This window comes from Streptomyces sp. NBC_00461 (assembly GCF_036013935.1).
Lineage (GTDB): Bacteria > Actinomycetota > Actinomycetes > Streptomycetales > Streptomycetaceae > Streptomyces.
In genome coordinates, this window is the sequence record NZ_CP107902.1 from 5,038,216 (window position 1) to 5,062,358 (window position 24,143).

20 protein-coding genes, 1 tRNA gene and 1 pseudogene are annotated in these 24,143 nt (G+C 69.8%); 12 read left to right on the forward strand and 10 right to left on the reverse strand.

Annotated features, from left to right (window positions below):
• Positions 1–184: 184 nt before the first annotated feature.
• From pknB to OG870_RS23655, 6 genes are all read right to left on the reverse strand, one after another.
• Entirely contained in the window at positions 185–2,176 is a 1,992-nt protein-coding gene (pknB, locus tag OG870_RS23630; protein WP_327691385.1) for a Stk1 family PASTA domain-containing Ser/Thr kinase, read from the reverse strand.
• A gap of 169 nt (positions 2,177–2,345) precedes the next feature.
• Positions 2,346–3,821 carry a peptidoglycan D,D-transpeptidase FtsI family protein gene (locus OG870_RS23635; protein ID WP_266839346.1) on the reverse strand — a complete coding sequence of 492 codons (1,476 nt, stop codon included), beginning with the start codon at positions 3,819–3,821 and terminating at the stop codon, positions 2,346–2,348.
• Between the two features lie 432 nt (positions 3,822–4,253).
• Positions 4,254–5,717 carry an FtsW/RodA/SpoVE family cell cycle protein gene (locus OG870_RS23640; RefSeq protein WP_266517891.1) on the reverse strand — a complete coding sequence of 488 codons (1,464 nt, stop codon included), beginning with the start codon at positions 5,715–5,717 and terminating at the stop codon, positions 4,254–4,256.
• Between the two features lie 27 nt (positions 5,718–5,744).
• Positions 5,745–7,298: a Stp1/IreP family PP2C-type Ser/Thr phosphatase gene (locus OG870_RS23645; RefSeq protein ID WP_323179425.1), complete on the reverse strand. Its 1,554-nt coding sequence runs from the start codon at positions 7,296–7,298 to the stop codon at positions 5,745–5,747.
• Positions 7,299–7,396: 98 nt separating this feature from the next.
• On the reverse strand, positions 7,397–7,915 hold the full coding sequence (locus tag OG870_RS23650) for an FHA domain-containing protein FhaB/FipA (RefSeq protein ID WP_266517894.1): 519 nt from the start codon (positions 7,913–7,915) through the stop codon (positions 7,397–7,399).
• Positions 7,916–7,925: 10 nt separating this feature from the next.
• Positions 7,926–8,780, reverse strand: coding sequence for an FhaA domain-containing protein (locus OG870_RS23655; RefSeq protein WP_266583075.1), 855 nt, complete (start codon positions 8,778–8,780; stop codon positions 7,926–7,928).
• A 628-nt stretch (positions 8,781–9,408) separates the two neighbouring features.
• On the opposite strand from OG870_RS23655, the gene OG870_RS23660 reads away from it, so the two are divergent.
• A tRNA-Leu gene (locus OG870_RS23660) sits at positions 9,409–9,495 on the forward strand.
• A 375-nt stretch (positions 9,496–9,870) separates the two neighbouring features.
• On the opposite strand, the gene OG870_RS23665 is transcribed toward OG870_RS23660, so the two are convergent.
• Together OG870_RS23665 and OG870_RS23670 are read right to left on the reverse strand one after the other, a co-directional pair.
• A complete protein-coding gene (locus OG870_RS23665; RefSeq protein ID WP_327691387.1) occupies positions 9,871–10,782 on the reverse strand; it encodes a TIGR01777 family oxidoreductase in 912 nt (303 codons plus the stop codon).
• Between the two features lie 77 nt (positions 10,783–10,859).
• Positions 10,860–11,363, reverse strand: coding sequence for a MarR family winged helix-turn-helix transcriptional regulator (locus OG870_RS23670; protein WP_266517902.1), 504 nt, complete (start codon positions 11,361–11,363; stop codon positions 10,860–10,862).
• 131 nt (positions 11,364–11,494) lie between these two features.
• On the opposite strand from OG870_RS23670, the gene OG870_RS23675 reads away from it, so the two are divergent.
• Complete coding sequence (locus tag OG870_RS23675) at positions 11,495–11,944, forward strand: DUF6069 family protein (RefSeq protein ID WP_266517905.1); 450 nt, start codon at positions 11,495–11,497, stop codon at positions 11,942–11,944.
• 330 nt (positions 11,945–12,274) lie between these two features.
• Positions 12,275–13,543 (forward strand): MFS transporter, encoded by a 1,269-nt coding sequence (locus tag OG870_RS23680; protein WP_266517907.1) that lies wholly within the window; start codon positions 12,275–12,277, stop codon positions 13,541–13,543.
• 33 nt (positions 13,544–13,576) lie between these two features.
• On the opposite strand, the gene OG870_RS23685 is transcribed toward OG870_RS23680, so the two are convergent.
• On the reverse strand, positions 13,577–14,584 hold the full coding sequence (locus OG870_RS23685; protein ID WP_327691388.1) for a LysR family transcriptional regulator: 1,008 nt from the start codon (positions 14,582–14,584) through the stop codon (positions 13,577–13,579).
• A gap of 120 nt (positions 14,585–14,704) precedes the next feature.
• On the opposite strand from OG870_RS23685, the gene OG870_RS23690 reads away from it, so the two are divergent.
• The 8 genes from OG870_RS23690 to OG870_RS48225 all read left to right on the forward strand — a co-directional run bounded on the left by OG870_RS23690 (position 14,705) and on the right by OG870_RS48225 (position 22,169).
• Complete coding sequence (locus tag OG870_RS23690; RefSeq protein ID WP_266839337.1) at positions 14,705–15,685, forward strand: fumarylacetoacetate hydrolase family protein; 981 nt, start codon at positions 14,705–14,707, stop codon at positions 15,683–15,685.
• On the forward strand, positions 15,664–16,638 hold the full coding sequence (locus tag OG870_RS23695) for a cyclase family protein (protein WP_266517914.1): 975 nt from the start codon (positions 15,664–15,666) through the stop codon (positions 16,636–16,638). Before OG870_RS23690 ends, OG870_RS23695 begins: the two co-directional genes overlap by 22 nt.
• A 184-nt stretch (positions 16,639–16,822) precedes the next feature.
• Entirely contained in the window at positions 16,823–17,968 is a 1,146-nt protein-coding gene (locus OG870_RS23700) for an FAD-dependent oxidoreductase (RefSeq protein WP_266583065.1), read from the forward strand.
• Positions 17,965–18,975: an amidohydrolase family protein gene (locus OG870_RS23705; protein WP_266583063.1), complete on the forward strand. Its 1,011-nt coding sequence runs from the start codon at positions 17,965–17,967 to the stop codon at positions 18,973–18,975. Before OG870_RS23700 ends, OG870_RS23705 begins: the two co-directional genes overlap by 4 nt.
• Positions 18,976–18,985: 10 nt before the next feature.
• Positions 18,986–19,924, forward strand: coding sequence for a VOC family protein (locus OG870_RS23710; protein WP_266517922.1), 939 nt, complete (start codon positions 18,986–18,988; stop codon positions 19,922–19,924).
• A gap of 115 nt (positions 19,925–20,039) precedes the next feature.
• On the forward strand, positions 20,040–21,011 hold the full coding sequence (locus tag OG870_RS23715) for a fumarylacetoacetate hydrolase family protein (protein ID WP_266517926.1): 972 nt from the start codon (positions 20,040–20,042) through the stop codon (positions 21,009–21,011).
• Positions 21,008–21,778: an SDR family NAD(P)-dependent oxidoreductase gene (locus OG870_RS23720; protein WP_266517929.1), complete on the forward strand. Its 771-nt coding sequence runs from the start codon at positions 21,008–21,010 to the stop codon at positions 21,776–21,778. The genes OG870_RS23715 and OG870_RS23720 overlap by 4 nt, the downstream gene beginning before the upstream one ends.
• 22 nt (positions 21,779–21,800) lie before the next feature.
• On the forward strand, positions 21,801–22,169 hold the full coding sequence (locus tag OG870_RS48225) for a CoA-transferase (protein ID WP_443063437.1): 369 nt from the start codon (positions 21,801–21,803) through the stop codon (positions 22,167–22,169).
• Positions 22,170–22,247: 78 nt separating this feature from the next.
• Here the strand turns inward: OG870_RS48225 and OG870_RS48230 are convergent.
• A pseudogene (locus OG870_RS48230) lies at positions 22,248–22,337 on the reverse strand (STAS domain-containing protein); the annotation flags it as partial.
• Positions 22,338–22,563: 226 nt separating this feature from the next.
• On the opposite strand from OG870_RS48230, the gene OG870_RS23730 reads away from it, so the two are divergent.
• Positions 22,564–24,129, forward strand: a complete 1,566-nt coding sequence (locus OG870_RS23730; RefSeq protein ID WP_405624605.1) for a DUF2252 domain-containing protein — start codon at positions 22,564–22,566, stop codon at positions 24,127–24,129.
• Positions 24,130–24,143 lie beyond the last annotated feature (14 nt).

Genomic DNA, 24,143 nt, shown 5'->3' on the forward strand with positions numbered 1-24,143 from the left:
CTCGCTGACACTGGATTTGCGCTGGCAGGAGGTTGCTGGATCGACTCCTCTAGGGATCATTGACCGGCGGCCCGGGCTGTATGAGCCACCAGCCCCTGGTAGCGGTCGTCCGCTTCGTTTGCTGATGAACAACGTCCCGGCCTCCTCCTTGAGGATGCCGGGACGCTTCTCGTCCGGTGCGGTGTCAGCCGCTCGTGCCGCCGAAGAAGTTGGTGCCGCCGTTGTTTCCGCCGTTGTTTCCACCGTTGCCGCCCACGGTGACCAGGTTCACCGCAGTGCCCTGGTTGACCGTGCTGCCCTGGCTCGGGTCGGAGCTGACGACGATGGCGTTGTCGTCCTGCGCGCCGGTGATGTTGCCGACCTGGAGGCCCGCCTGCTGAAGCGCCTGCTTGACGTCCTTGAGTGCCTGCCCCTGGATGTTCGGGACCTGCGTCTGGGCGTTCTGCTTCTGACCGATGTTGATCTGCACCGCGGTGTTCTTCTTCACCTGGGTGCCGATCGTCGGCGAGGTCGAGATGACCTTGTCGACCTGGTTGTCGTCGGTGGTGGGCGTGTTGACGCAGTTGCCGTTCAGGCCGACGGACTGCAGTTGTTTCTTGGCGTCGTCACAGCTCTGGCCGGAGATGTCGGGCACGGCGACCGTCTGCGGGGCCTTGGCGACGGTGAGGGTGATGGTGGAGCCCTTCTCGACTTCCTTGCCGAGCTTCGGGTCCTGGTCCAGGACCCGGTTCGGGTCCTCCGTGGTGGATTCCTCCGACGTCGTCTTGACGACGAACTGGTAGTCGTCGCCCTCCAGGATCTGCTTGGCCTCGTCGAGTGTCTTGCCGGTCACATTCGGCACGGCCACCTTCGGCGCACCGGTGGACACCACCAGGTTGACCGTGGAGTTCTTCTTGACGTCGGTCTTGGCGGCAGGGTCCTGTGAGCAGACGCTGCCCTTGGTCTGGGACTCACAGGGCTGCTTCTTGACCGAGCCCACCTTGAGGTCGCTGTTGATCAGCTGCTTCTCCGCGTCGGACTGGCTGAGACTGACGAGGTTCGGCACCTTCACGGTGTCGTTCCCGACGCCCCCGCCCCCGAACGCCCACTTGCCGATCAGAATCGCGCCCACCAGCACCAGAATGCCCGCGACGACCAGGAGGATCGTCGAGGTGTTGGACTTCTTCTGGCGGCGCCGGCCGGGGCGGTCGTCGTAGCCGTAGCCGCCCTCGTCCGGGTTCATCGGGGGCAGCATCGACGTGGCGCCGGCGTCCGTGGAGCGCAGGGCCGTGGTCGGCTGGTCGTCCGGGTAGCCGCCGTAGCCGACCGAACCCATCGCTGCCGTGGCCGCGACCGGCTGACCGTCGAGGCAGGCCTCGATGTCGATGCGCATCTCGTCGGCGGACTGGTAGCGGTAGTTGGGGTCCTTGACCAGTGCCTTCAGGACGATGGCGTCCATCTCCGGCGTGATCTCGGGGTCGAAGACGGACGGAGCCTGCGGCTCTTCCCGCACGTGCTGGTAGGCGACCGCGACCGGGGAGTCGCCCACGAAGGGCGGGCGGACCGTCAGCAGCTCGTACAGCAGGCAGCCGGTCGAGTAGAGGTCGGAACGGTTGTCCACCTGCTCGCCCTTGGCCTGCTCCGGAGAGAGGTACTGGGCGGTGCCGATGACCGCGGACGTCTGCGTCATCGTCATACCGGAGTCGCCCATGGCGCGGGCGATGCCGAAGTCCATGACCTTGACCTGGCCGTTGCGCGTCAGCATGACGTTGGCCGGCTTGATGTCGCGGTGGACGATGCCGTTGCGGTGGGAGTACTCCAGGGCCTGGAGGATCCCGATGGTCATCTCCAGCGTGCGCTCCGGCAGCAGCTTGCGGCCGGAGTGCAGCAGCTCGCGGAGCGTGGAACCGTCGACGTACTCCATCACGATGTACGGGATCGAGACCCCGTCGATGTAGTCCTCGCCCGTGTCGTAGACCGCGACGATCGCGGGATGGTTGAGCGAGGCGGCCGACTGGGCCTCCCGGCGGAACCGGGCCTGGAAGGAAGGGTCGCGTGCGAGGTCCGCACGCAGCGTCTTCACCGCCACCTGGCGCCCGAGGCGGGTGTCATGCGCGAGGTATACCTCCGCCATGCCACCACGACCGAGCACCTGGCCCAGTTCGTACCGGCCGCCGAGGCGACGCGGCTCTTCCATAGCTACCTACCAGCCCTCTCCGTCGGTCCCGGCCATCACGAATGTGCGGCCGGAGGCTGCCGTCCGGGCCTACCGTACCCGGATAGCTTTGTGTGACCTGGCCAAGCCCGTCACCCGATACAGGACCGGTATCGCAACGTGCACCGATGTGAAGGGGACGTGAGCGGGGTCACTTCTTGGAGTTGATGACCGCCTCCATCACGCTCTTCGCGATCGGGGCCGCGAGGCCGCCGCCGGAGATGTCGTCACGGTTGGCGTTGTCGTCCTCGATCACCACGGCCACGGCCACCGGCGCGCTGCCGTCGGGGAGCTTGGCGTAGGAGATGAACCAGGCGTAGGGGTTCTCGCTGTTGGCCACGCCGTGCTGGGCGGTACCGGTCTTGCCACCGACGGTGGCGCCCTGGATCTGCGCCTTGGTGCCGGTGCCCTCCTTGACGACCGTCTCCATCATCGACTGCAGGATCTGCGCGTTCTTCGACGACAGGGGCTGGCTCAGCTCCTGCGGGTCGGTCTGCTGGAGGGTGTCCAGGTTCGGCGCCTGCAGCTTGTCGACCATGTACGGCTTCATCAGCTTGCCGTCGTTGGCGACCGCGGAGGCGACCATCGCCATCTGCAGGGGGGTCGCGGCGGTGTTGAACTGGCCGATCGAGGACAGCGCGGTCTGCGAGGGGTTCATGTTGTCCGAGAAGACCGAGGCGTTCGAGCGGACCGGAGTGAACTGCTCCGAGTCGAAGCCGAACTTCTTCGCCTCGTCCAGCATCTTGTCGTTGCCGAGGTCGGAGCCGATCTTGCCGAAGACGGTGTTGCAGGAGTACCGCAGCGCGATCCGCATGGTCGCGTCCTTGCAGGGGATGCTCCCCTCGTTCTTCAGCTCGGTCGTGGTGCCCTTCATGATGTAGGGCAGCGGCGAGTCGGTCTTCTCGTCGGCGGAGGGGTACAGCCCGTTCTGCAGCGCGGCCGCGGCGGTGACCACCTTGAAGGTCGAGCCCGGCGGGTAGGTCTCGCGCAGCGCCCGGTTCAGCATCGGGTCCTTGGGGTTGTACTTCTTCTGCAGGCTCTTCCACGCCTTCCCGTCGTCGTCGGAGTTGCCGGCGAAGACGGAGGGGTCGTACGAGGGGTAGGAGGCCAGCGCCAGGATCTTGCCGGTGGACGGGTCGAGCGCGGCGACGGCGCCCTTGCCGCCCTGGGCCTTGAGGCCGTTGTACGCGGCCTTCTGCGCGGCGGCGTTGAGCGTGGTGACGACGTTGCCGCCCTGCTTCTGCTTGCCCGTGATCATGTCGAGGGTGTTGCGGAAGAAGAGCCGGTCGTCGGTGCCGGAGAGGATGCCGTCCTCGATCTTCTCGAGGAAGCTGCCGTCGAAGGCCTGGGAGGAGTACCCGGTCACCGGGGCCCACATGGGCCCGTTCTTGTAGGTGCGCTTGTACTTGAAGTCGCCGTGCTTGTTCTCGACCGAGCCGGTTATGGGGTCGCCGTCGACGATGAGGTCGCCCCGCGGGCTCTCGTAGCGCTCGATGGCGACGCGGCGGTTGGCCGGGTCGGTGCGCAGCTTGTCGGCCTGGGCGTACTGAAGCCAGTTGTCGCGGATCAACAGCGCCAGGACGAGAACTCCGCAGAAGATCGCGATTCGGCGCAATGGCTTGTTCACATCCGGCCTTTCCACAAGCTAAACAGGTGCGCCTGCCGCTTCAGTCTCTCGGTGTCGATGGTGCTGGAGTGGTGCTCATCCTGGCCGCCCACATTCTAGGGGCAGAGGCTGTGTCCCCCGGGCGGGGCTGTGGATGACGACTGGTGGAGAGACGCATCGGAGGAGCGACGGGTTCCGGAAACCGCGGACAGGCGGGTTGCCGCCGGCCACGGCGAAGTAGTGGTCGGAGGTGTGGCCCCAGACGTTCTTGCTGGAGTTGACGTTCTTCACGTACCACCAGATGTTGTTGCCGAAGACGCCCTCGCCCTTGACCCGGCACTTCACGACGGCGCCGTCGCCCGGGCATCCCGTGACCCTCGGGATTCGAATGATTGTTCGCAACCCTAGGGGGCGGGGTCTGGACGAAGATGATGTCTTCGGAGGTGATCAGCATCACTCCACGGGGCCGGCGCTACCGGGGCGGACCACCTGGGTCATTTCGGCGTCGGGATTGCCGGCCGGGGTGGGCGCCGGGCGGCGGGCGGTGTCGCTGATGCGGATCAGTACGCCGATGAGCGCCCAGTTGGCGATGACGGACGAACCGCCGTACGCCAGGAACGGCATCGTCATACCGGTCAGCGGGATCAGACCCATGACGCCGCCGGCGACGACGAAGACCTGGAGGGCGAAGGCGCCGGACAGGCCGACGGCCAGCAGCTTGCCGAACGGGTCGCGGGCGGCGAGGGCGGTGCGCACGCCGCGCTCCACGATCAGGCCGTAGATCAGCAGGATCGCCATGATGCCGGCCAGGCCCAGTTCCTCGCCGAAGGTGGCGAGGATGAAGTCGGAGTTGGCGGCGAACCGGATGAGTTCGGAGTGGCCCTGGCCCCAGCCGGTGCCGAGCGTGCCGCCGGAGCCGAAGGCCCAAAGGGCCTGCATGGCCTGCTCGGAGTGGAGGCCGGTGACGCCCGGGGTGCGGCTCAGGGTGTACTCGCGCATCGGGTCGAGCCAGGCCTGGACGCGCTGCTGGACGTGTGACTCGAAGGACGCCACACCGACCGCGCCGGCCGAGGACATCAGCAGACCGAAGACGATCCAGCTGGTCCTCTCGGTCGCGACGTACAGCATGATGATGAACATTCCGAAGAACAGCAGCGACGTACCGAGGTCCGTCTCGAAGACCAGGATGAGGATCGAGATGAGCCAGACGACGATGATCGGGCCGAGGTCGCGGCCGCGCGGCAGGTACAGGCCCATGAAGCGGCGGCTGGCGAGGGCCAGCGCGTCACGCTTGACCATGAGGTAACCGGCGAAGAAGACCGCCAGCACGATCTTCGCGAACTCACCGGGCTGGATGGAGAAGCTGCCGACATGGATCCAGATCTTGGCACCGTAGACGTTGAGACCCAGGCCCGGCACCAGTGGCAGGAGCAGCAGGACCACCGCGCCGACCATGGAGATGTAGGTGTAGCGCTGCAGGACACGGTGGTCCTTGAGGAAGATCAGCACGATGGCGAACAGTGCGACGGCCATCGCGGTGTACAGCAGCTGGTTGGTCGCCTTGCCGCCTGAGACATGGATGGACCGCAGCAGCTTGGACTGGTCCAGGCGCCAGATGGCGACGAGGCCGAGTCCGTTCAGCAGCGTGGCCAGGGGCAGGAGCAGCGGGTCCGCGTACGGGGCGAACTTCCGTACGACGAGATGGGCGACGCCGGCGAGCAGGCCGAGTCCCAGGCCGTAGCTCAGCAGCCCGGTCGGCACCTTGTCGTCGATGGCCAGGCCCACGTTGGCGTACGCGAACACGGGGATGACCACGGCGAACAGCAGGAGCGCGAGCTCGGTGTTGCGCCGGCTCGGTGCGCCGATCGCGCCGATCGTGGACGTGTGGTGCGTCGGTGTGTTGGTAGTACTGCTCATCGTGTGACAGGGCCTCTCACGGCTTGCCTACTGCTTACCGCACAGCGAGACGACCTTCTGCTCATCCTCCGAGAGGCTGGGGCCGGGGCTGGGGGTGGGAGCGGTCGCTGATGTGGACGGGGTCGGTGAGGTCGAGGGGCTCGGTGTTGCCTTGGACGTGAGGGAGGTCTTGGTGGTTCCCGTGGTGCCGCCCGCCTCGCCCGCGCCGGTCTTCGAGTTCTTCTCGCTCTCGGCCGCCTGACGCTCGGACTCCTTCTTGCACGCGGAGGCCTGCACGGCAAGCTCGTTGATCTTCGACTGGGCGTCGGTCAGGCCGCCCTCGGCGATCGTGCTCCTGACCTGCTTCTGCTGGTACGGCGGCAGGTACTTGAGTTCGATCTCGGGGTGGTCCCTCTCCACCTTTGACAGCGACACCCAGGCCAGGTCCTGGCTGATGCCCCGGTACAGCGCGACGTGCTCGCTCCTGGTGCCGACGTAGTACTGCGTCTGCGTCCAGCGCCAGCCGCCGTAGAGGCCGCCGCCGACGACGGCGAGCGCGAGCACGACGTAGAAGGATCTCTTCGCCCACTTGCTGCCCCTGCGGGGCTTGACGAAGTCGTCGTCGCTGTAGTCGCCGAAGCCGCCCGTAGGGATGTAGCCGGTGGTGTCGCCGGAGCCGGGCGGGCCGAACTCGCCGCCGCCCTGTCCGGGCACCTGGCGGCCGAGGCCGGAGGCGCGTCCCGCGGGGGTCTGCATGATGCCGTTGTCGTGCAGGTGGTTCTGGTTCTCGGCGACCGCGCCGACCACGACCGGGGTGTCGGAGAGCTGCCCGGCGAGGGTGTCCCCGGTGTCGAGGTCGAGGACGTCGGCGATGATGACCGTGATGTTGTCGGGGCCGCCGCCGCGCAGTGCGAGCTCGATCAGGTTCTGGACGGTCTCCTGGGGGCCCTGGTAGCTGGCGAGGGTGTCCTCGAGGGTCTGGTGGGAGACGACGCCGGACAGGCCGTCGGAGCAGATCAAGTAGCGGTCGCCGGCGCGGACTTCACGGATGGAGAGGTCGGGCTCGACATGCTCGCCGCTGCCCAACGCCCGCATCAGCAGGGAGCGTTGGGGGTGGGTGGTGGCTTCCTCTTCGGTGATGCGGCCCTCGTCGACCAGACGCTGCACCCAGGTGTGGTCCTGGGTGATCTGGGTGAGGACGCCGTCGCGGAGCAGGTACGCGCGCGAGTCGCCGACATGGACGAGGCCGAGGCGCTGCCCGGTCCACAGCAGGGCGGTGAGCGTGGTGCCCATGCCCTCCAGCTGCGGGTCCTCCTCGACCATGGCGCGCAGCTGGTCGTTGGCGCGCTGCACGGCGGTGCCGAGGGAGGTGAGGATGTCGGAGCCCGGCACGTCGTCGTCGAGCGCCACGATGGTGGAGATGGCCTCGGAGGAGGCGACCTCGCCGGCGGCGGCGCCGCCCATGCCGTCGGCGATCGCGAGCAGGCGCGGACCGGCGTATCCGGAGTCCTCGTTGCCCTCCCGGATCATGCCTTTGTGCGATCCGGCGGCGAAGCGCAGTGACAGACTCATGCGCACCTCGCCCGTCGGCTCCGGGTACATCCGCACGGTGCCCACCCTCCGGTCGGGAGCGCGCCGGGGCCCGTGGTGGGGGCCGCCGCTGCGTGCTCGCTCCGCTCGCGCTCTTTCATGACGTAGTACTACTTCCGCAGCTCGATGACTGTCTTGCCGATGCGGATCGGCGCGCCCAGCGGAATCGGCGTGGGGGTCGTCAGCCGGCTCCGGTCGAGGTAGGTGCCGTTGGTCGAGCCCAGGTCTTCGACGATCCACTGCCCGTCGCGGTCCGGGTAGATCCTGGCATGGCGGCTGGAGGCGTAGTCGTCGTCCAGCACGATCGTGCTGTCGTGCGCCCTGCCCAGGGTGATGGTCTGGCCCTGCAGCGCGACGGTCGTGCCGGTGAGGGTGCCCTCGGAGACGACCAGTTTGCTGGGGGCGTTGCGGCGCTGGCGGCCGCCACCGGCGGCCTGCTGCCGCTGCTGCGGGGGCGCGGCCTGCTGCCGCGCCGCCTGCTGCGGCCGGGCGGCCTCGCGCCTCGACCCGCGCTGCGTGACGCGCGTACCGAACAGATCGCTGCGGATGACCTGCACGGCCACGATCACGAACAGCCACAGTACGGCCAGGAAACCCAGCCGCATGACCGTGAGGGTCAGCTCTGACATTGCCCCCGCTTCACCCTTCGGCTTGCCGGTAAATGATGGTGGTACTGCCCACGACGATCCGCGAGCCGTCGCGGAGCGTAGCGCGGGTGGTGTGCTGCCCGTCCACCACGATGCCGTTCGTGGACCCGAGATCCTGGATCGTCGAGGGCGTTCCGGTCCGGATCTCACAGTGCCGGCGCGAGACGCCGGGGTCGTCGATCCGCACGTCTGCTTCGGTGCTGCGGCCCAGCACCAGCGTCGAGCGGGAGATCTGATGGCGGGCGCCGTTGATCTCGACCCAGTGGCGCGTGCGGCCGCCGGCCGCCGGGGCGGGAGCCGCCGCGGGCCGCTGGCCGAACGGCGCGGCACCGGGGCGTCCGCCGGGCGGAGGCGCCGCCGGCATGGGCGGGGCGCCCGCCGGGGCGGCGGTCGGCGGGTAGCCGTAACCCCCGCCGGGTCGACCCGCTCCGGGAGCCGCCGGAGCGGCCGGTCCGGCAGCCTGCTGGCTGGAGGAGGAGGCGAGCGTACGGCTGCGAACCCGGTACAGGCCGGTGTCGAGGTCGTCCGCCTTCTCCAGGTGGACCTTGATGGGCCCCATGAACGTGTAGCGCTGCTGCTTGGCGTAGTCGCGCACCATGCCGGCGAGCTCGTCGCCGAGCTGGCCGGAGTAGGGGCTGAGCCGCTCGAAGTCCGGCGTGCTCAGCTCCACGATGAAGTCGTTGGGTACGACGGTCCGGTCGCGGTTCCAGATGGTCGCGTTGTTGTCGCACTCACGCTGGAGCGCTCCGGCGATCTCCACGGGCTGGACCTCGGACTTGAACACCTTGGCGAAGGTGCCGTTGACCAGACCTTCGAGACGCTGCTCGAACTTCTTCATGACTCCCATGAGGCACCTCCTCCGATCTCGCTGCCGTCCTGTGTCCCGCCTGGCGGGCGCTGCGTTACCTGGTACTGCTTACTGATCGTATCCACGCGCGGGTGAATCGGCTGGTTCCCCCTGTCGGCCTCGTCGACGGGTGTCGACGCTCGACGAAGTTCCCTCCGGAGGTTCCCTCCGAAGCTCTCCTTCGAACTCCTCCCGCGCACTCCTTCTGCCAAGGATCGTAGAGGCGGCCGCAGACCAGTGTCCCGCACCTGGCTGTGGACCCTGCCCGGCTCCTGGGGAGACGGGCAGGACCGGTACGAGGTTGATACGTGAACCGGTACGTGTTGATACGCAGCGAGGGGCTTCGCGGGTCGGCCGGGCATGGGGCGGGTCCTGGGGCGGGTCGTGGGTCTGGTTCGGGTCGAGTCGTGAGGTGGGTCCGGTTCTGGGGCGAGTCGTGAAGTGGGCCGTGGGGGGACATCGGCCGGACGCCCGGTCGGACGGCCGGCCTCGGCCGGATGTCACGTCCGTGCTGGTGAGCGGCTGCCCAGGCATAAGGGATGTGAACCCACCCCGGCCACCGTGCTAATGTTCTGCGTGTCGGAAGGCGCCAGCCCAAAGGGTTCGGAGCCGGAGGACACACCCAGATGCGCGGGTGGCGGAATAGGCAGACGCGCTGGATTCAGGTTCCAGTGCCCGCAAGGGCGTGGGGGTTCAACTCCCCCCTCGCGCACCAGGAAGAACCGACGGAACGGGTCTTCACCAGTGACGAAAGTCATGGTGGGGCCCGTTTCTCGTTGTAGCGATGGGCTGCGGCCCGGACGGTGACGCGGCAGGGCCCCGGCGGTGAGGTATCTCACGGTCGGGGCCCTGCTTTTTGTGCTGCTGATTGTTCTCCGGATCGTGTTGGGGTGGCGTTGGCCGGGTCCCGGGGGGCACTCCTGCGCGCCGGTAATTAGACGCTCTTCTGGCCAGCGAGTTCATACCTGGCAGCAGCGGGCTCAGCGGTTTCTCAGTCTCGGATCTGTGTCATTTCCTCACCGGCCGCGCTCAGATCGAGCGGCGTATCGAGACGCTCGTCTGGAACCAGGACGCTGTCCGTCCCTACCTGTCAGCTCGTGTGGAGAACGGAGTGGAGTGCCTTGTCGATCGTGGGGTGGCCGAAGGTGAAGCCCGCCTTGTGCAGGGCCGCAGGGACGGCGCGGCAACTGCCTGTGATGCCCGTGGCGAACTCGCCGAGCGCCGCTCTGAGGGCGAAGGCAGGAACGGAGGCGATCGTCGGGCGATGAAGGGCGCGGCCCATCGCTCGCGTGATCTCGCGGTTCGTCAGTGGTTCGGGGGCTGTGAAGTTGACGGGGCCTGTGAGCGTCTCGTCGTCGATCGCGAAGCGCAGTGCCCCGATGTGGTCGGTCAGCGAGATGAACGGCCAGTACTGGTCGCCGGAGCCGAGCCGGCCGCCCAGGCCGAGGCGGAAGAGCGGGAAGAGCCTGCCGAAGGCGCCGCCTTTGGCGGAGACCACCAGGCCGGTGCGGGGGTGCACCACCCGGATGCCCGCCTCTCGGGCAGTGTCTGCGGCGGCCTCCCAGTCGACGCACACCGCAGCCAGGAAGTCGTCCCCGGGTGGCGTGCTCTCCTCGATCGTCCGGTCGCCGGTGTCGCTGTAGTAACCAGTCGCGGATGCCGAGACAAGGACGCGGGGTGGGGTGGACGATTCGGCGCAGGCCCGCGCGATGGTCCGGGTTCCCAGTGCGCGGCTGCGGCGGATCTCCTCCTTGTACGCGGCGCTCCAGCGCTTGTCTCCGACCCCGGCGCCGGCCAGGTGCACTACGGCGTCCACAGTGTCCAGCGCACCGGGCTGGACGTGGCCTTTGATCGGATCCCATTGCGCCGCCTCGCTGCAGTCCCCCTCGGGGCGCGCCGACCGGTCGCGGACGAGGCGAACGACCTGGTGGCCGTCGGTGAGGAGCGAGTGGGTGAGAGCGGATCCGATGAGTCCGGTGGACCCGGTGATCGCGACGCGCATGGCGTTCTCCCGAACGGGCTTGGGCAGGTGGGCTTGTGGCCACCCGGGATGGTTGTCGGACTCCGAGGTTCTCGGAGTCAGCGGCGATGCCACGGCAGGGCCGACGGGTAGGCGTCCTCCTCGCCGGCCTGCTTGAGGGAGGCGACCACGGTGGCGGTGATGGTGGCGAGCTGGTTCACCTGTTCAGGGCTGAGGGCGTCGAACACCACGCGGCGGACGGCAGCCACATGGCCGGGGGCGGCCTTGGCCATCAACTCCATGCCGGCCTCGGTGAGTTCGGCCAGCTGTCCCCGTCCGTCGGCCGGATCCTCCCGGCGCCGCACGTAGCCCGACTCCTCCAGGCGGATCACCGCGCGCGTGAGGCGGCTGCGAGTGAACTTCAACTGCTCGGCGAGCAAGGACATCCCCAGGGCGCGGTCGGGTGCCACGGACAGGCGGGCCAGGAGGCTGTAGTCCGCGTGCGTCGTGGCCGCGTCGCGCCGCAACTGTTGATCGAGGTAGTCGCTCAGCAGCGTCGAGCAGTCGAGGAAGTTGATCCAGGCTCGCAGCTCTTCGGGAGTGAGCCACCGGGGGGATGTCATGGCGGCCACTCTAACCGAGATGTTTGCCTGATCAAACATTTCGGGGTAGCGTCCCCCATTGTTTGAGGAATCAAACTCCTTCCTTTCTGGCGCTGCACCTGTCGTTCTTGAGCTCTCCGCAGGAGGTCCCCATGTCCGGTTCCGTCCCCGAAGCCGTATCGTCCGCCCCGCCCGCGCCGCGCTCCCGCGGCCTGACCGTGGTCGCGGGGCTTCTCGCGGCGGCTGTCGTGGCCGTCCTCGGAAACGTGGTGGTCGCATTCCTCGCCCACGCGGCGGGGGCGTCGGAAGATTTCGATCCGCTGCACCTCCCCGCGTACGCGCCGCTGACGGTGTTCGGCGTCGTCCTTGGCGCCATCGGCTGGGCGGTCGTCCGTCGTGTCGCCAAGAACCCGGCGGGGCTGCTGCGGTGGCTGGTGCCCGTGCTCGTGGTCGTGTCGTTCGCGCCCGACCTGTCCCTGCTCGGTGGCGGTACACCCGGCAGTGGGCCGCTGGCCGTCGCTGCGCTGATGGTGATGCATGTGGTGGTCGCGGTCGTCGCCGTCGCCGCCTATCGGCGCGTCCTGCCGCTGCCTGTCCGCTGACGCTGCCTGGCGTGCGCGACCGTGCCGGCTGCCGGCGGTGTCCCGGGGGCCGGGACGACCGAGTTCCGGGACACCGCTGTTCGCGCGCAGGACCGGCCGTGCACGTCTGCCGCCCGCGTGACAGTTGCCCATCCCATCCACCACGTGGATAACCCGGATACGGGATTCGGATTGCGCTGGGGATGGCACCGGCGCCTTGGCGCCCCCATAGTCGTCGCTACCGTACGCCGCCGTCCGGACGCTGCCGGCGTGCGAGTTCCCCCAGCATGCCGGGCGCCGTCGGTGCCCGTGAGGCATGCCCGCTCCCTTACACCGTCCCCTGGAGTCGCCATGCCCGGTTCCGTGCCCCTGCAGCCTCCCGCCGCGGTCGATGCCACCGCTCCGTCAACCGTCGCCGTGTCGGGCCCGGCCCATCTGCTGCGGGTGACCCTTCTGATGGCGGGCAGCTGTCTGCCGATCCTGGGGGCGGTGCTGATCGCCCCGGTGCTGCCGAGGATGCAGGACCACTTCGCGTCGGTCCCGGGGGCCAAAGCGCTGGTGCCCCTCGCGCTGACCGTTCCGGCGCTGGCGCTGGCGCTGCTGGCCCCGTTCGCCGGTGTGATCGTGGACCGGGTGGGCCGCAAGCGCCTGCTGGTCGTGGCCACTCTCCTGTACGCCGTGTTCGGCACGGCTCCGCTCTGGCTGGACTCGCTGGGCGGCATCATCGCCAGCCGCGCCCTGGTCGGAGTCGCCGAGGCCGCGATCATGACCTGCTGCACGACCCTGATCGGCGACTACTACAGCGGTCACCGGCGGGTGAAGTACCTCGCCCTGCAGACCATGTGCGCCTCCGCGTCGGCCACCGTCTTCTTCGTGCTCGGCGGCGCCGCCGGATCGGCGGGCTGGCGCGTGCCCTTCTGGGTCTACGCCGTGAGCCTGGTGCTCGCCCCGCTGATGGCAACCGCCCTGCCCAACCCGGCGCTCCGTGCGGACGGTGACGAGACTCCGGCCGGGACGGAGGCCCGCCGCTCGTTCCCCTGGCGGCAGTTGGGCGGCATCTGTGCCCTCACCTTCTTCGGGGCGATGGTCTTCTACACCGTCCCGGTGGAGATGTCGTACCTGCTCGACGACCTCGGGGTGGAGAACACCGGCGTGATCGGACTGGCCACCGCGATCGCCAGTGCCGCCACCGTGGGCGGAGCGGTCACCTTCGCCCGGCTCAAGCGTTCTCCCGACCCGATGCTGCCCGTCGTTCTCGCGGTCTGCGCGGTCGGCTTCGGGATGATGTTCCTCGCGGGCAGCGCCCCGCTGCTGGTCATCGGGGCGGTCGTCAACTGTGTGGGCACCGGCATGCTGCTGCCCGCCCTTCTCACCAGTGCCATGTCCCGCCTGGCGTTCGAGGACCGCGGCCGCGGCACGGGGTTGTGGATGGCTGCCTTCTTCGGCGGTGAGTTCGTCTCCCCGCTGGTGCTGCTCGCCGGGGAGTCTGCCGTCGGCACGCTCGCCGGTGCGGTGGGCATGCTGGGGCTGGCCGCCGCCCTCGTCGCGGCGGGGCTGTGGGCGGCCCGCCGCCGGGTGGGCGCCGTCGATCCCCGGCCGTTTCCGGAGCAGTTGGCCTGAGGGTGCGCAGGACGACCGCCGAGAGCGGGTCGATCACGGGCTGCCGCCGGGTCCGGTCAGAGCCGGCCCCGGCGGCAGCCCCGCGCTCCGGTCGACGGGCACGGCCTTCCCCGGGCCCTTGCCATTGCCGTAGCCGTTGCCCGCCAGCGTCGCGCCCACCTCCGCGGCTTTCTGCCGCAGCCAGATGTGGCCCGCGTCCTGCGCGTGCACCGGGTGCCACCACATCGCCTCCCGCACCGGCACCGCCTCGAAGGGGCAGGGCAGGACGCGCACCGCGGCGGATCGGACCGCCTTGCGCGCCAGGCGCTCCTGGATCATCGCGACCCGACGGGTGCCCTCGACCATGTGGGGCAGCAGCTGGAAGGTCTGCACGGACACCTCCACCTGGGGACTGATCCCGATCATGCTGAGCTGGCGGGCCGCCGGGGCGTCGTAGGGACGCTGGTAGACGGCCCAGGGCAGACGCCCCAGCTGGTCCAGGGTGAGTTCGTTACCGACCTCGGGGTGGTCGTCGGCGACCAGGCACAGCCAGCGGTCCTGGTGGAGGTCGACGGCGGGCAAGCCGTCGATGACGCCGTGCGGCATCAGCAGTCCGTCGACGGTGCTCAGCACCGTGGCGGCGTTCTCCACGACGGACGGTGCCGGGTGCTGGAAGGTGAGCCGGATGCCGGGTGCCTCCTCGTGCAGGGTGCGGGCGAGTGCGGCACCGAACACGGCCGCCCCGTAGTCGGAGGCGAGCAGGGTGAACTCGCGGCTCTCCGCGGCCGGGTCGAAGTCGGCCTGGCTGGCGAAGACCCGCTCCAGCAGGTCGCACGCGGTGGCGCTGCGCTCGCGCAAGGCGGCGCCGAGCGGGGTCAGCTCGTAGGCGTTGCCGGTGCGGGCGAGCAATTCGTCGTCGAAATGGCGGCGCAGCCGGGACAGCGCGGCGCTCATGGCGGGCTGGCTGAGGCCGATGCGCTCGCCGGCCCTGGTGACGTTGCGCTCCTCCAGCAGCGCGCGCAGGGCGAGGACCAGATTGAGGTCGAGTCGGGACAGGTTCACCGGGCAATCACCTAACAGCGAGAGTCATCCACGACATGGATGTAGCGCATCCACAGGATTAATTTCCGTGATTGGTCGATCGGGGCCACAGTAGACCCCATCCCAGCAGGAGGAAATCTGATGGCAACGCTCGCGCAACCTGCCGGCCCGTTCGTGCTCGGCACGTTCGCACTTCCGGACGGAGAACCGTTCCCCGGTCTGCTGGCCAGGGGCCGGGTTCTCGACCTGACCACAGCCCTGCCCTGGGCGCCGTCCGGCGTGCGTGCCGTGGTGGAGCGCTGGGAGGAGGCCCTGCCCGTGCTGCACACCCTGGCGGACGAGCCGGCCCTGGACTGGCGACCGTTGGAGGGCCTGCGGGTGCACGCCCCACTGGAGCCGCGCCAGATCTTCCAGTCCGGCGCGAACTACCGGCAGCACGTGATCGACCTGGAGGTCGCCCACCGCTCCCCCGACGACCCGCGCACGGTCGAGGAGGCGCGCGAGGAGATCGCCGCGGTCATGGACCGCCGGGCCGCCGAGGACCTGCCCTACGTGTTCATCGGCCTGCCCAGCACCGTCGCCGGCCCGTACGACGACGTCGTCCTGCCCTCCTGGGCCGAACAGCCGGACTGGGAGCTGGAGTTGGCGGCCGTGATCGCCAGGCCTGCCTACCAGGTGACGGTCGAGGAGGCCCTGGAGTACGTCGCCGGGTACACGATCGCCAACGACCTCACCGACCGGGCCACCGTCTTCCGCCGGGACATGCCCGCCATCGGCACCGACTGGCTGCGCTGCAAGAACGCCCCCGGCTTCACCCCGCTGGGCCCGTGGCTCGTACCGGCCGAGTCGATCGCCGACCCGGGTGATCTGCGGGTCACGCTCAAGCTCAACGGCGAGACCATGCAGGACGAGTCCACCAAGGACATGCTGTTCGGCGTTGCACGCCTGGTGTCGTACATCTCCCGGACCGCCCAACTCCTGCCCGGTGACCTGGTGTTGACCGGCAGCCCGGCCGGCAACGGCATGCACTGGGGGCGGCTGCTGCGCGACGGCGACGTCATGGAGGGGTCCATCACCGGTCTGGGTGTGCAGCGCACCCGATGCGTCGGGGAAGCCTCGTGAACCGCCACGACCCCGAGGGCGCGATCGCCGAGGCGGCCAAGGCGTACTCCAACTGGGGGCGCTGGGGCGAGGACGATGTGCTCGGCACCCTGAACTTCCTCGACGAGGCCAAGCGCCGCGAGGGCGCCGCGCTGGTGCGCCGCGGCGTGAGCTTCTCGCTGTCACAGCGGTTCGACATGAACGGGCCGCAGAAGGGCTGGCGGCGGCGGACCAACCCCGTGCACACGATGCTCGACACCGGGACCGACGCGGCCCTGGGCAACCAGGGCTTCCCGCACGGCATCGGCGGCGCCGACGACGTGATCGCGATGCCGCTGCAGTGCTCCACCCAGTGGGACGGCCTCGGGCACATCTTCGACCACGGCAAGGCCTGGAACGGACGGGCGGCCGAGAAGGTCGTCACCTCCGACGGCGACCTCGTCACCGGCATCGAGCACATGGCCCCGTACGTCGCCGGGCGCGGGGTGCTCCTCGACGTAGGCCAAGTGGTTGGAGCCGACGGCGAGTTGGCGGACGGCTTCGCCGTCACCGCGGAGCACCTGACCGCGACCGCCGAGGCCCACGGGGTGAGCGTCGGTCGCGGCGACATCGTCCTCGTCCGCACCGGACATCTCGCCCGCGCCCGGCGGGACGGCTGGGGCGACTACGCGGGCGGGCCCGCGCCCGGCCTGTCGTTCACCACCGCCGGCTGGCTGCACGGCAGCGAGATCGCCGCTGTCGCCACCGACACCTGGGGCTTCGAGGTACGGCCCAACGAGTTCGAGGACGCCTTCCAGCCGCTGCACCAGGTCGTCATCCCCAACATGGGCCTGCTCATCGGCGAGATGTGGGACCTCGACGCCCTCGCCGCGGACTGCGCGGACGACGGCGTGTACGAGTTCTGGCTCACCGCCGCGCCCCTGCCCATCACCGGAGCCGTCGGCTCCCCGGTCAACCCCATCGCCGTCAAATAGCCCGCACAGCTGCCGGATGCGCCCTTCCCCGGACAGCAGCGGCGCATCCGGCCCCCCACCGCTCCACCCGCTCCGCACTCCCGCTCCGCACCCCCGTCCCCACCCCTGGTCCGCACTCGCAGCGGGCGAGCCGCAGCCCACGCCGCCCGAAGTCGCGCGGCCCAACCCGGGAGGTATCCCCGACATGGCTGACAGCCCCACCAGCCCCGCCCGTTCCATCCTGGTCATCGGCGGCGGCGCCTCAGGCAACGCCATCACCGTCCTGCTGCGCCGTGCCGGCATCGCCGTCGACCTGATCGAGGCCAGGCCCGACTGGAACGCCACCACCGGCTCCGGCATCACCCTCCAGGGCAACGCCCTGCGGGTCCTGCGCGAACTGGGCGTGTGGGAACAGGTGGAAGCCTCCGGATACGCCTTCGGCTCGCTGGGCGTGACCGCCCCCGACGGCTCCGTCCTGTTCGTCGCCGAGGACATCCAGACCGGCGGAAAGGACCTGCCCGCCACCATCGGAATGCAGCGCCCCCAACTGCAGCAGATCCTCATCGACACGGTCCGCGCCTCCGGCGCCGACGTTCGCCTCGGCATCACCGCCGAAGCGCTGGAGCAGGGCGCCGACGGCGTGTCGGTGCGCTTCAGCGACGGCAGCGAGGGCCGCTACGACCTGGTGATCGGCGCCGACGGACTCAACTCCGCCACCCGCGCCGCGATCGGCATCACGGACAAACCCGAGCCGACCGGCATGGCCATCTGGCGCATCGCCGCCCCGCGGCCCGAGAGCGTGACCCGCACCGACCTCGCCTACGGCGGCCCCGCCTACATCGCCGGCTACTGCCCCACCAGCGAGAACACCATCTACGCGTACGTCGTCGAAGCGTGCCGCGACCGCACCTCCATCGACCCGGCCACCTACGCCGACGAGATGCGCCGCCTGGCGCAGAGCTACGGCGGGGTCTGGCCGGAGATCACCGAGCACATCACCGACCCGAAGAAGGTCAACTACACCTGGTTCGACCGTCTGCTGGTCGAGGACTCCTGGCACCGGGGCCGGGTCGTGCTGATCGGCGACGCCGCCCACTGCTGCCCGCCCACCTTGGCCCAGGGCGCGGCGATGTCCCTGGAGGACGCCCTCGTCCTCGCCGAGCTGCTCACCAGCGGACGGGACTGGGACGACGAGCTGCTCCAGGCCTACTACGACCGCCGCATTCCCCGGGTGCGCGCCGTCGTCGCGGGGTCCATGCAGATCGGCCAGTGGCAGCTGGACGGTGTGCGCGACGCCGACATGGCCGGGCTGGTCGGCCGCACCATGAACCTCCTCAAGGAGCGCCCGTGACCACCACCGCATCCTCCGCGCCGACCATCGACGTCCACGCCCACCTCCTGCTCCCGGAGGTGGAGGAGGCCGTCGCCGGTCATCCCGGTCTCGCCGAGGCCCGTGCCCTCGACGCGCGCCGCAACGGCCCGGCGGCCCTGGCAGTGAACGGTCCGATGGTCGGCGCGCGCGTGCCGAAGCTGACGGACGCCGCGGTGCGCCTGGCGGCCATGGACGCGCAGGGCGTGGACATCCAGCTGGTCAGCCCCTCGCCGTCCCACTACCACTACTGGGCCGAGCCTCAACTGGCCGAGAGGGTCTGCCGGCTGGCCAACGAGGGCACCGCCGCACACTGCGCGAAGGCTCCCGACCGCCTGCACGGCCTGGGCCTCATCCCGCTCCAGCATCCCGACCTCGCGGTCGGCCTGCTCGGCCACGCTCTGGACCAGGGGCTGAGGGGTGTGGAGATCTCCTCGCACGCGCCCGGCCGCGAACTGTCGGATCCCGCGTACGAACCCTTCTGGTCCCGTGCTGAGGAGACGGGCTCCCTCCTCTTCCTGCACCCGTTCGGCTGCACCCTCGACGGGCGCCTGGACCAGTGGTATCTGTCCAACACCGTCGGCCAGCCCACCGAGAACGCGGTCGCCCTCTCCCACCTGATCTTCTCCGGCGTCCTGGACCGTCATCCGGGCCTGAAGCTGGTCGCGGCGCACGGCGGCGGCTACCTGCCCACCCACATCGGCCGCTCCGACCACGCCTGGCGGGCCCGTCCCGACGCCCGGGGCTGTGAGCGGGAACCGAGCAGCTATCTGAAGCAGCTGCACTTCGACTCCCTCGTCCACGACCCTCAAGTGCTGCGGGAGCTGCTGCGAGCGGTCGGCCGGGAACGGGTCCTGCTCGGCTCCGACTTCCCCTTCGACATGGGCACCGACGACCCGCTCGGCGCGCTGCGCGCCGCGGACCTGCCCGACACCGACTTCCACTCCGTCCGCGGCGGAAACGCCGCCGCCCTGCTCAACCTCGTCTGAGGAGGACCCCATGAGTAACCGCCTGCTCACCCACCTCCGACACGTCGACCTCGCCGTGCCGGACTACGACAAGCAACTCGACTTCTACGCCGGCGTCTGGGGCCTGTCCAAGGTCGCCGAGGACTCCGGCATCTCCTTCCTTGCCGCCGAGGGCTCCCCCGAGCAGTACGTCGTACGGCTGCGCAAGGCCGACGAGAAGCGCCTCGACCTCGTCTCCTACGGCGCCGCGAGCCCGGCCGACGTGGACACGCTCGCCGAGCAACTCCTCGCCGGGGGTGCCCGGCTGGTCACCCAGCCGGGCAAGGTGGAAACGCCCGGCGGCGGCTACGGCTTCCGCTTCTTCGACGTCGACGGCCGCACCATCGAGGTCTCCGCCGACGTCGAGGTGCGGCAGCACCGCAAGATCGAGGAGAAGGAGTCGATCCCGGTCAAGCTGTCGCACGTCGTCCTCAACTCGCCGGATCTGGACAGGACCAGGGCGTGGTACGAGGAGCACCTCGGCTTCCGGCTGTCCGACACGCTCGGCCATCCGCGCATCGGCGAGGTCATGCACTTCATGCGGATCAGCAACCAGCACCACTCCATGGCCATCGCCAAGGGCCCGCACACCTCCCTGCACCACATCTCCTTCGAGATGCGCGGGATCGACGAGTACATGCGCGGCTCCGGCCGTGTCATCCGCTCCGGCGCCCGCAAGATCTGGGGTCCGGGCCGTCACATGGCGGGCGACAACACCTTCACCTACTTCCTCGACCCGCACGGCAACACCGTCGAGTACACGACGGAGTTGGAGCTGCTGGACGAGGACACCTGGCACCCGCACGTCTACGACTTCTCCAAGCCCGAGGTCACCGACCAGTGGGGCACGGCCAACCCGATGAACGAACTGGTCACCAAGGAGTCGTTCAACGACGTCGACCGCGGCGTCTTCGTCGCCCCGCCGGTCTGATCGGCGAAGCCCTGAGTCCCCGGGGGCGCGGTGACCCTGTCACTGCCCTGACTCCCCTGCCGCGCCCCCGGCCTTCGTGCCCACCCCTCACGCCGACAGCGGACAGGAAACCGTCATGCGTTTCGCCACGTACGAGTACCGCGACCGACGCCATGTGGCCGTCGTCGAAGAGGACGGCACGCTCTACCCCCTTCCCGGCGTCAGCTCGCTGACCGGCCTGCTCGCCGAGGGCGGCGGTCTGCCCGAACTGCTCGACGCGGGCTCCGCGATGCTCGACGTGCCGGCCGGCCCCCACGTCTCCGAGGTACGACTGCTGGCGCCGCTCCAGCCGCCCACCGTGCGGGACTTCGTCACCTTCGAGGAACACGTCGAGGGCGTACGGCGGTCCGTGGACGGGGCTGCCGGGGTACCGGAGCGGTGGTACGCGGCCCCGACGTTCTACTTCGGCAACCCCTACGCGATGTACGGGCCGCACGACGACATCCCCGTGCCGCCGGGGTCGAGCGTGCTCGACTTCGAGCTGGAGGTCGCCGCCGTGATCGGAAAGGAGGGCCGCGACCTCACCCCCGAGCAGGCCCGCGACCACATCGTCGGCTACACCGTCTTCAACGACTGGTCGGCCCGGGACCTGCAGTCCGCCGAGATGAAGGTCGGCCTCGGCCCCTGCAAGGGCAAGGACACCGCCACCACGCTGGGTCCGTACCTGGTCACCGCCGACGAGCTGGGGAAGTACCGCGACGCGGACGGCTTCCTGCGCCTGGCGCTCACCGCCGAGATCAACGGCGAGGTCGTGGGCAAGGACCTGCTGTCCAACATGAGCTGGACCTTCGAGGAGATGGTCGCCTACGCCTCACGCGGCACCGTTGTCCGCCCCGGCGACGTCCTCGGTTCCGGGACCTGCGGAAACGGCGGCTGCCTGGCCGAGCTGTGGGGTGTACGGGGTGAGCAGTCCCCGCCTCCCCTCAAGCCCGGCGACACGGTCACCCTCACCGTCGAGGGCATCGGCTCCGTCTCCAACACCGTGGTGGCCGGCCCGGCCCCCATGACCGTTCCCGTCGCCCGACGCCGCACGAGGGAGCGGCCGTGACCGATCTCCATCCCTGGGGGCACCTCCCGGCCGAAGGCTGGGGGAAGCTCCTCGGCAGGGTCGTCGTGGTCACGGGCGCGGCCGGTGGCCAGGGCGCCGCGGAGGCCGAGGCGCTGACCCGCGAGGGCGCCCGGGTGATCGCCACCGACGTCACGGAGTCACCCGGCTGCCGCCGCCTCGACGTCACGAGCGAGAAGGACTGGGCGGAACTCGCCGCCGACCTGCGTGAGGCGTATGGGCAGGTGCACGGCCTGGTCAACAACGCGGGGGTCACCTGGCGGGCCCGGATCGACGACGTACGCCCCGAGGACATGGCCAGGGTCCACGCGGTCAACGTCACCGGCCCGCTGCTGGGCATCCAGCACCTCGCCCCGCTGATGCGGCCCGGCTCCTCGATCGTGAACGTCGGCTCGTCCGCCGCGCTCACCGGCCACTACCCGGTCGCCTACACGGCCAGCAAGTGGGCGCTGCGCGGTCTGTCGCGGACCGCCGCCATGGAGCTGGGACCCCGCGGCATCCGCCTGAACACGATCCATCCCGGCTTCATCGAGACGCACATGACCGCCTCCGCGGCGCCCGCGTTCCGCGAGGCGAACATCCGGGAGACGCCACTCGGCCGCACCGGCACGGTCGAGGAGGTCGCCCCGCTCGTGGTCTTCCTCCTGTCCGACGAGTCGTCCTTCATCACCGGCGCCGAGATCCCGGTCGACGGCGGCCTCACCGCGCACGGCGGCGTCAAGTCGATCTCCGACGCCCTTCACCAGTAGCGGCAGAAAGGCCCTCCCACCCATGGACAAGCTCCGCGCGAGCGCGGCCGCGGCGGTCGCCGACATCCCCGACGGTGCGTCACTGGCCGTCGGCGGCTTCGGACTCAGCGGTGTACCCGAGGCCATGATCCGGGCCCTGCACGAGCAGGGCGCGACCGGCCTCGAAGTTCAGCAACAACGGCGGGAACAATCCGGGGCGGCACCAAAGCGGCCGGCTGGGGTCGCCGCGTTCGTGGCGGGTCTTGTACTGACACTCGCCTTCTTCGCCTTCTTTCCTGGCCTTCCGCACGTCATCGACTGGGGGGCGATCATCGTCGCCGTCCTGGTAGGAGAGCTCACCCGATGGATCTGCCGGTCCTGGATGGGAAAGAGGAGCAAAGAGAGCCAGTGAGTTCGGGCACACAGGTCCACGGCCGTCGGCTCGCTGGCCGGCGTCGCCGTCGCCGCGGCCGGTGTCCGGGTCCCTCTGGTCCCGCAGCCGGATCCGGCCCCCGGCCCGCCGCGCGGCCAGCTCCAGCCGGGCCAGCAGGAGGCTTTGAGGCCCCCGAGCGCGTACGTCTTGGGGGTGCCGGCTCTCGGAGTGTTGGCACCCCTGGCCTGTGCCGTGGGAAATCCACAGTGGCAGTGCGGGAAACGATCAACGTGCCGGACTCATGGGGCTTGATCAGCACGTTTCGTCCGTGCCCGACCAACACCAACCAGTCATAAGCCCCCAGGTCTCGGACCTGGGGGCTTTCGCGTTGTTCGGGGCGCTGTGAGGCGTATTGCCTGGTGAGGGCAATCACATGGCTCGCCCTCCCGGTCCCGCGCCGGGGTTTTCCACAGGTGCGGAGTTGTCCACAGGGTCTGACGCGCTTCGGCCACCGGCTGTACGGTCGGCACGAGTTGATGTTCGTGCACGTGCGGGGGAGGCGGTCGTGGTGACCGGAGTCGGAGAAGCGGCAGCAGTGGCGGCGGAGTCGGGTGTGCGGCGGCTTCCGCGGGTGCCGGGTTTCGCCGGATGGCCCGTCGAGGGATCGCCCAAGGACGAGGGCAGGGCGCTGCGCAAGCGGGTGCCGCGCAGTGCGCACTCCGCGCTCGACCTCGACGGCTCCCGTCCGCACGCGGCAGTCGCGGTCGAGGAGTCCCACCGCGGCCGGATTCCCGAACTCACCCCTATACGGGCGGGCCGGATGTCGGCCACACCCTTCGCCTTCCTGCGCGGCTCGGCGGGCCTGATGGCGTACGACCTCGCGCGCACGCCCATGACGAGGATCCGCGCGCAGATCTGCGGAGACGCACATGCCGCGAACTTCGGTCTGTACGGCGATGCGCGCGGCGACCTGGTCATCGATCTGAACGACTTCGACGAGACGGTCCACGGCCCCTGGGAGTGGGACCTCAAGCGGCTCTCCGCCTCGCTCGTGCTCGCCGGCCGGGAGGCGGGCGCCGACGAGGACCAGTGCCGCAAGGCGGCGTACGACGCGACCGGCGCCTACCGCCGCACCATGCGGCTGCTCGCCAAACTGCCGGTGCTCGACGCGTGGAACGCCATCGCGGACGAGGAGCTCGTCTCCCACACCGACGCCCACGACCTGGTCGGCACGCTGGAACGGGTCTCCGAGAAGGCGCGGGCCAACACGAGCGGACGCTTCGCGGCGAAGTCGACGGAGCAGCTCAAGGACGGCGGGCGCCGTTTCGTCGAGGCGCTGCCGGTGCTGCGGCGGGTGGCGGACGAGGAGGCCGCGGCGGTGGCGGCGGCTCTTGAGGAGTACGTGACGACGCTCTCCGAGGACCGGCTCCCGCTGCTGGCCCGACATGCGGTGCACGACGTCGCCTTCCGGGTCGTCGGCACGGGCAGCGTGGGCACGCGGTCGTACGTCGTGCTGCTCCTGGACCACCGGGAGGAGCCCCTCGTCCTCCAGGTGAAGGAGGCGCGCCCCTCGGTGCTCGTGCCGCACCTGGTGACCGCGGGCTTCGAGGCGCCGGAGGTGGCGCACGAGGGTCGCCGGGTGGTTCTCGGGCAGAAGCGCATGCAGGTCGTCAGCGACATTCTGCTGGGCTGGACGTCGGTGGACGGACGGCCGTTCCAGGTACGCCAGTTCCGCAACCGCAAGGGCAGCGTCGACCCCGCGGCGCTGGCCGCGGACCAGATAGACGACTACGGCCGCATGACCGGCGCACTTCTGGCCCGGGCCCACTCCCACAGCGCCGACCCGCGTCTGGTCGCCGGGTACTGCGGAAAGAACGAGGAACTGGACGAGGCGATCGCCGACTTCGCCGTCGCGTACGCCGACCGCACGGAGGCCGACCACGCCGACCTGGTGTCCGCGGTGCGGGCGGGGCGGATCGCGGCCGAGACGGGGGTGTGAGGGGCGTGCTCGCA

Bases quoted from the DNA above. Each gene is read 5' to 3' on its own strand.
- OG870_RS48225 (WP_443063437.1), top strand. From the start codon at position 21,801: ATGGACAAGCTCCGCGCGAGCGCGGCCGCGGCGGTCGCCGACATCCCC.
- OG870_RS23715 (WP_266517926.1), top strand. From the start codon at position 20,040: ATGCGTTTCGCCACGTACGAGTACCGCGACCGACGCCATGTGGCCGTC.
- OG870_RS23730 (WP_405624605.1), top strand. From the start codon at position 22,564: ATGGCTCGCCCTCCCGGTCCCGCGCCGGGGTTTTCCACAGGTGCGGAG.
- OG870_RS23655 (WP_266583075.1), bottom strand. From the start codon at position 8,780: ATGGGAGTCATGAAGAAGTTCGAGCAGCGTCTCGAAGGTCTGGTCAAC.
- OG870_RS23695 (WP_266517914.1), top strand. From the start codon at position 15,664: ATGCGTCGGGGAAGCCTCGTGAACCGCCACGACCCCGAGGGCGCGATC.
- OG870_RS23650 (WP_266517894.1), bottom strand. From the start codon at position 7,915: ATGTCAGAGCTGACCCTCACGGTCATGCGGCTGGGTTTCCTGGCCGTA.
- pknB (WP_327691385.1), bottom strand. From the start codon at position 2,176: ATGGAAGAGCCGCGTCGCCTCGGCGGCCGGTACGAACTGGGCCAGGTG.
- OG870_RS23640 (WP_266517891.1), bottom strand. From the start codon at position 5,717: ATGAGCAGTACTACCAACACACCGACGCACCACACGTCCACGATCGGC.
- OG870_RS23700 (WP_266583065.1), top strand. From the start codon at position 16,823: ATGGCTGACAGCCCCACCAGCCCCGCCCGTTCCATCCTGGTCATCGGC.
- OG870_RS23690 (WP_266839337.1), top strand. From the start codon at position 14,705: ATGGCAACGCTCGCGCAACCTGCCGGCCCGTTCGTGCTCGGCACGTTC.
- OG870_RS23670 (WP_266517902.1), bottom strand. From the start codon at position 11,363: ATGACATCCCCCCGGTGGCTCACTCCCGAAGAGCTGCGAGCCTGGATC.
- OG870_RS23645 (WP_323179425.1), bottom strand. From the start codon at position 7,298: ATGTACCCGGAGCCGACGGGCGAGGTGCGCATGAGTCTGTCACTGCGC.
- OG870_RS23665 (WP_327691387.1), bottom strand. From the start codon at position 10,782: ATGCGCGTCGCGATCACCGGGTCCACCGGACTCATCGGATCCGCTCTC.
- OG870_RS23675 (WP_266517905.1), top strand. From the start codon at position 11,495: ATGTCCGGTTCCGTCCCCGAAGCCGTATCGTCCGCCCCGCCCGCGCCG.
- OG870_RS23680 (WP_266517907.1), top strand. From the start codon at position 12,275: ATGCCCGGTTCCGTGCCCCTGCAGCCTCCCGCCGCGGTCGATGCCACC.
- OG870_RS23710 (WP_266517922.1), top strand. From the start codon at position 18,986: ATGAGTAACCGCCTGCTCACCCACCTCCGACACGTCGACCTCGCCGTG.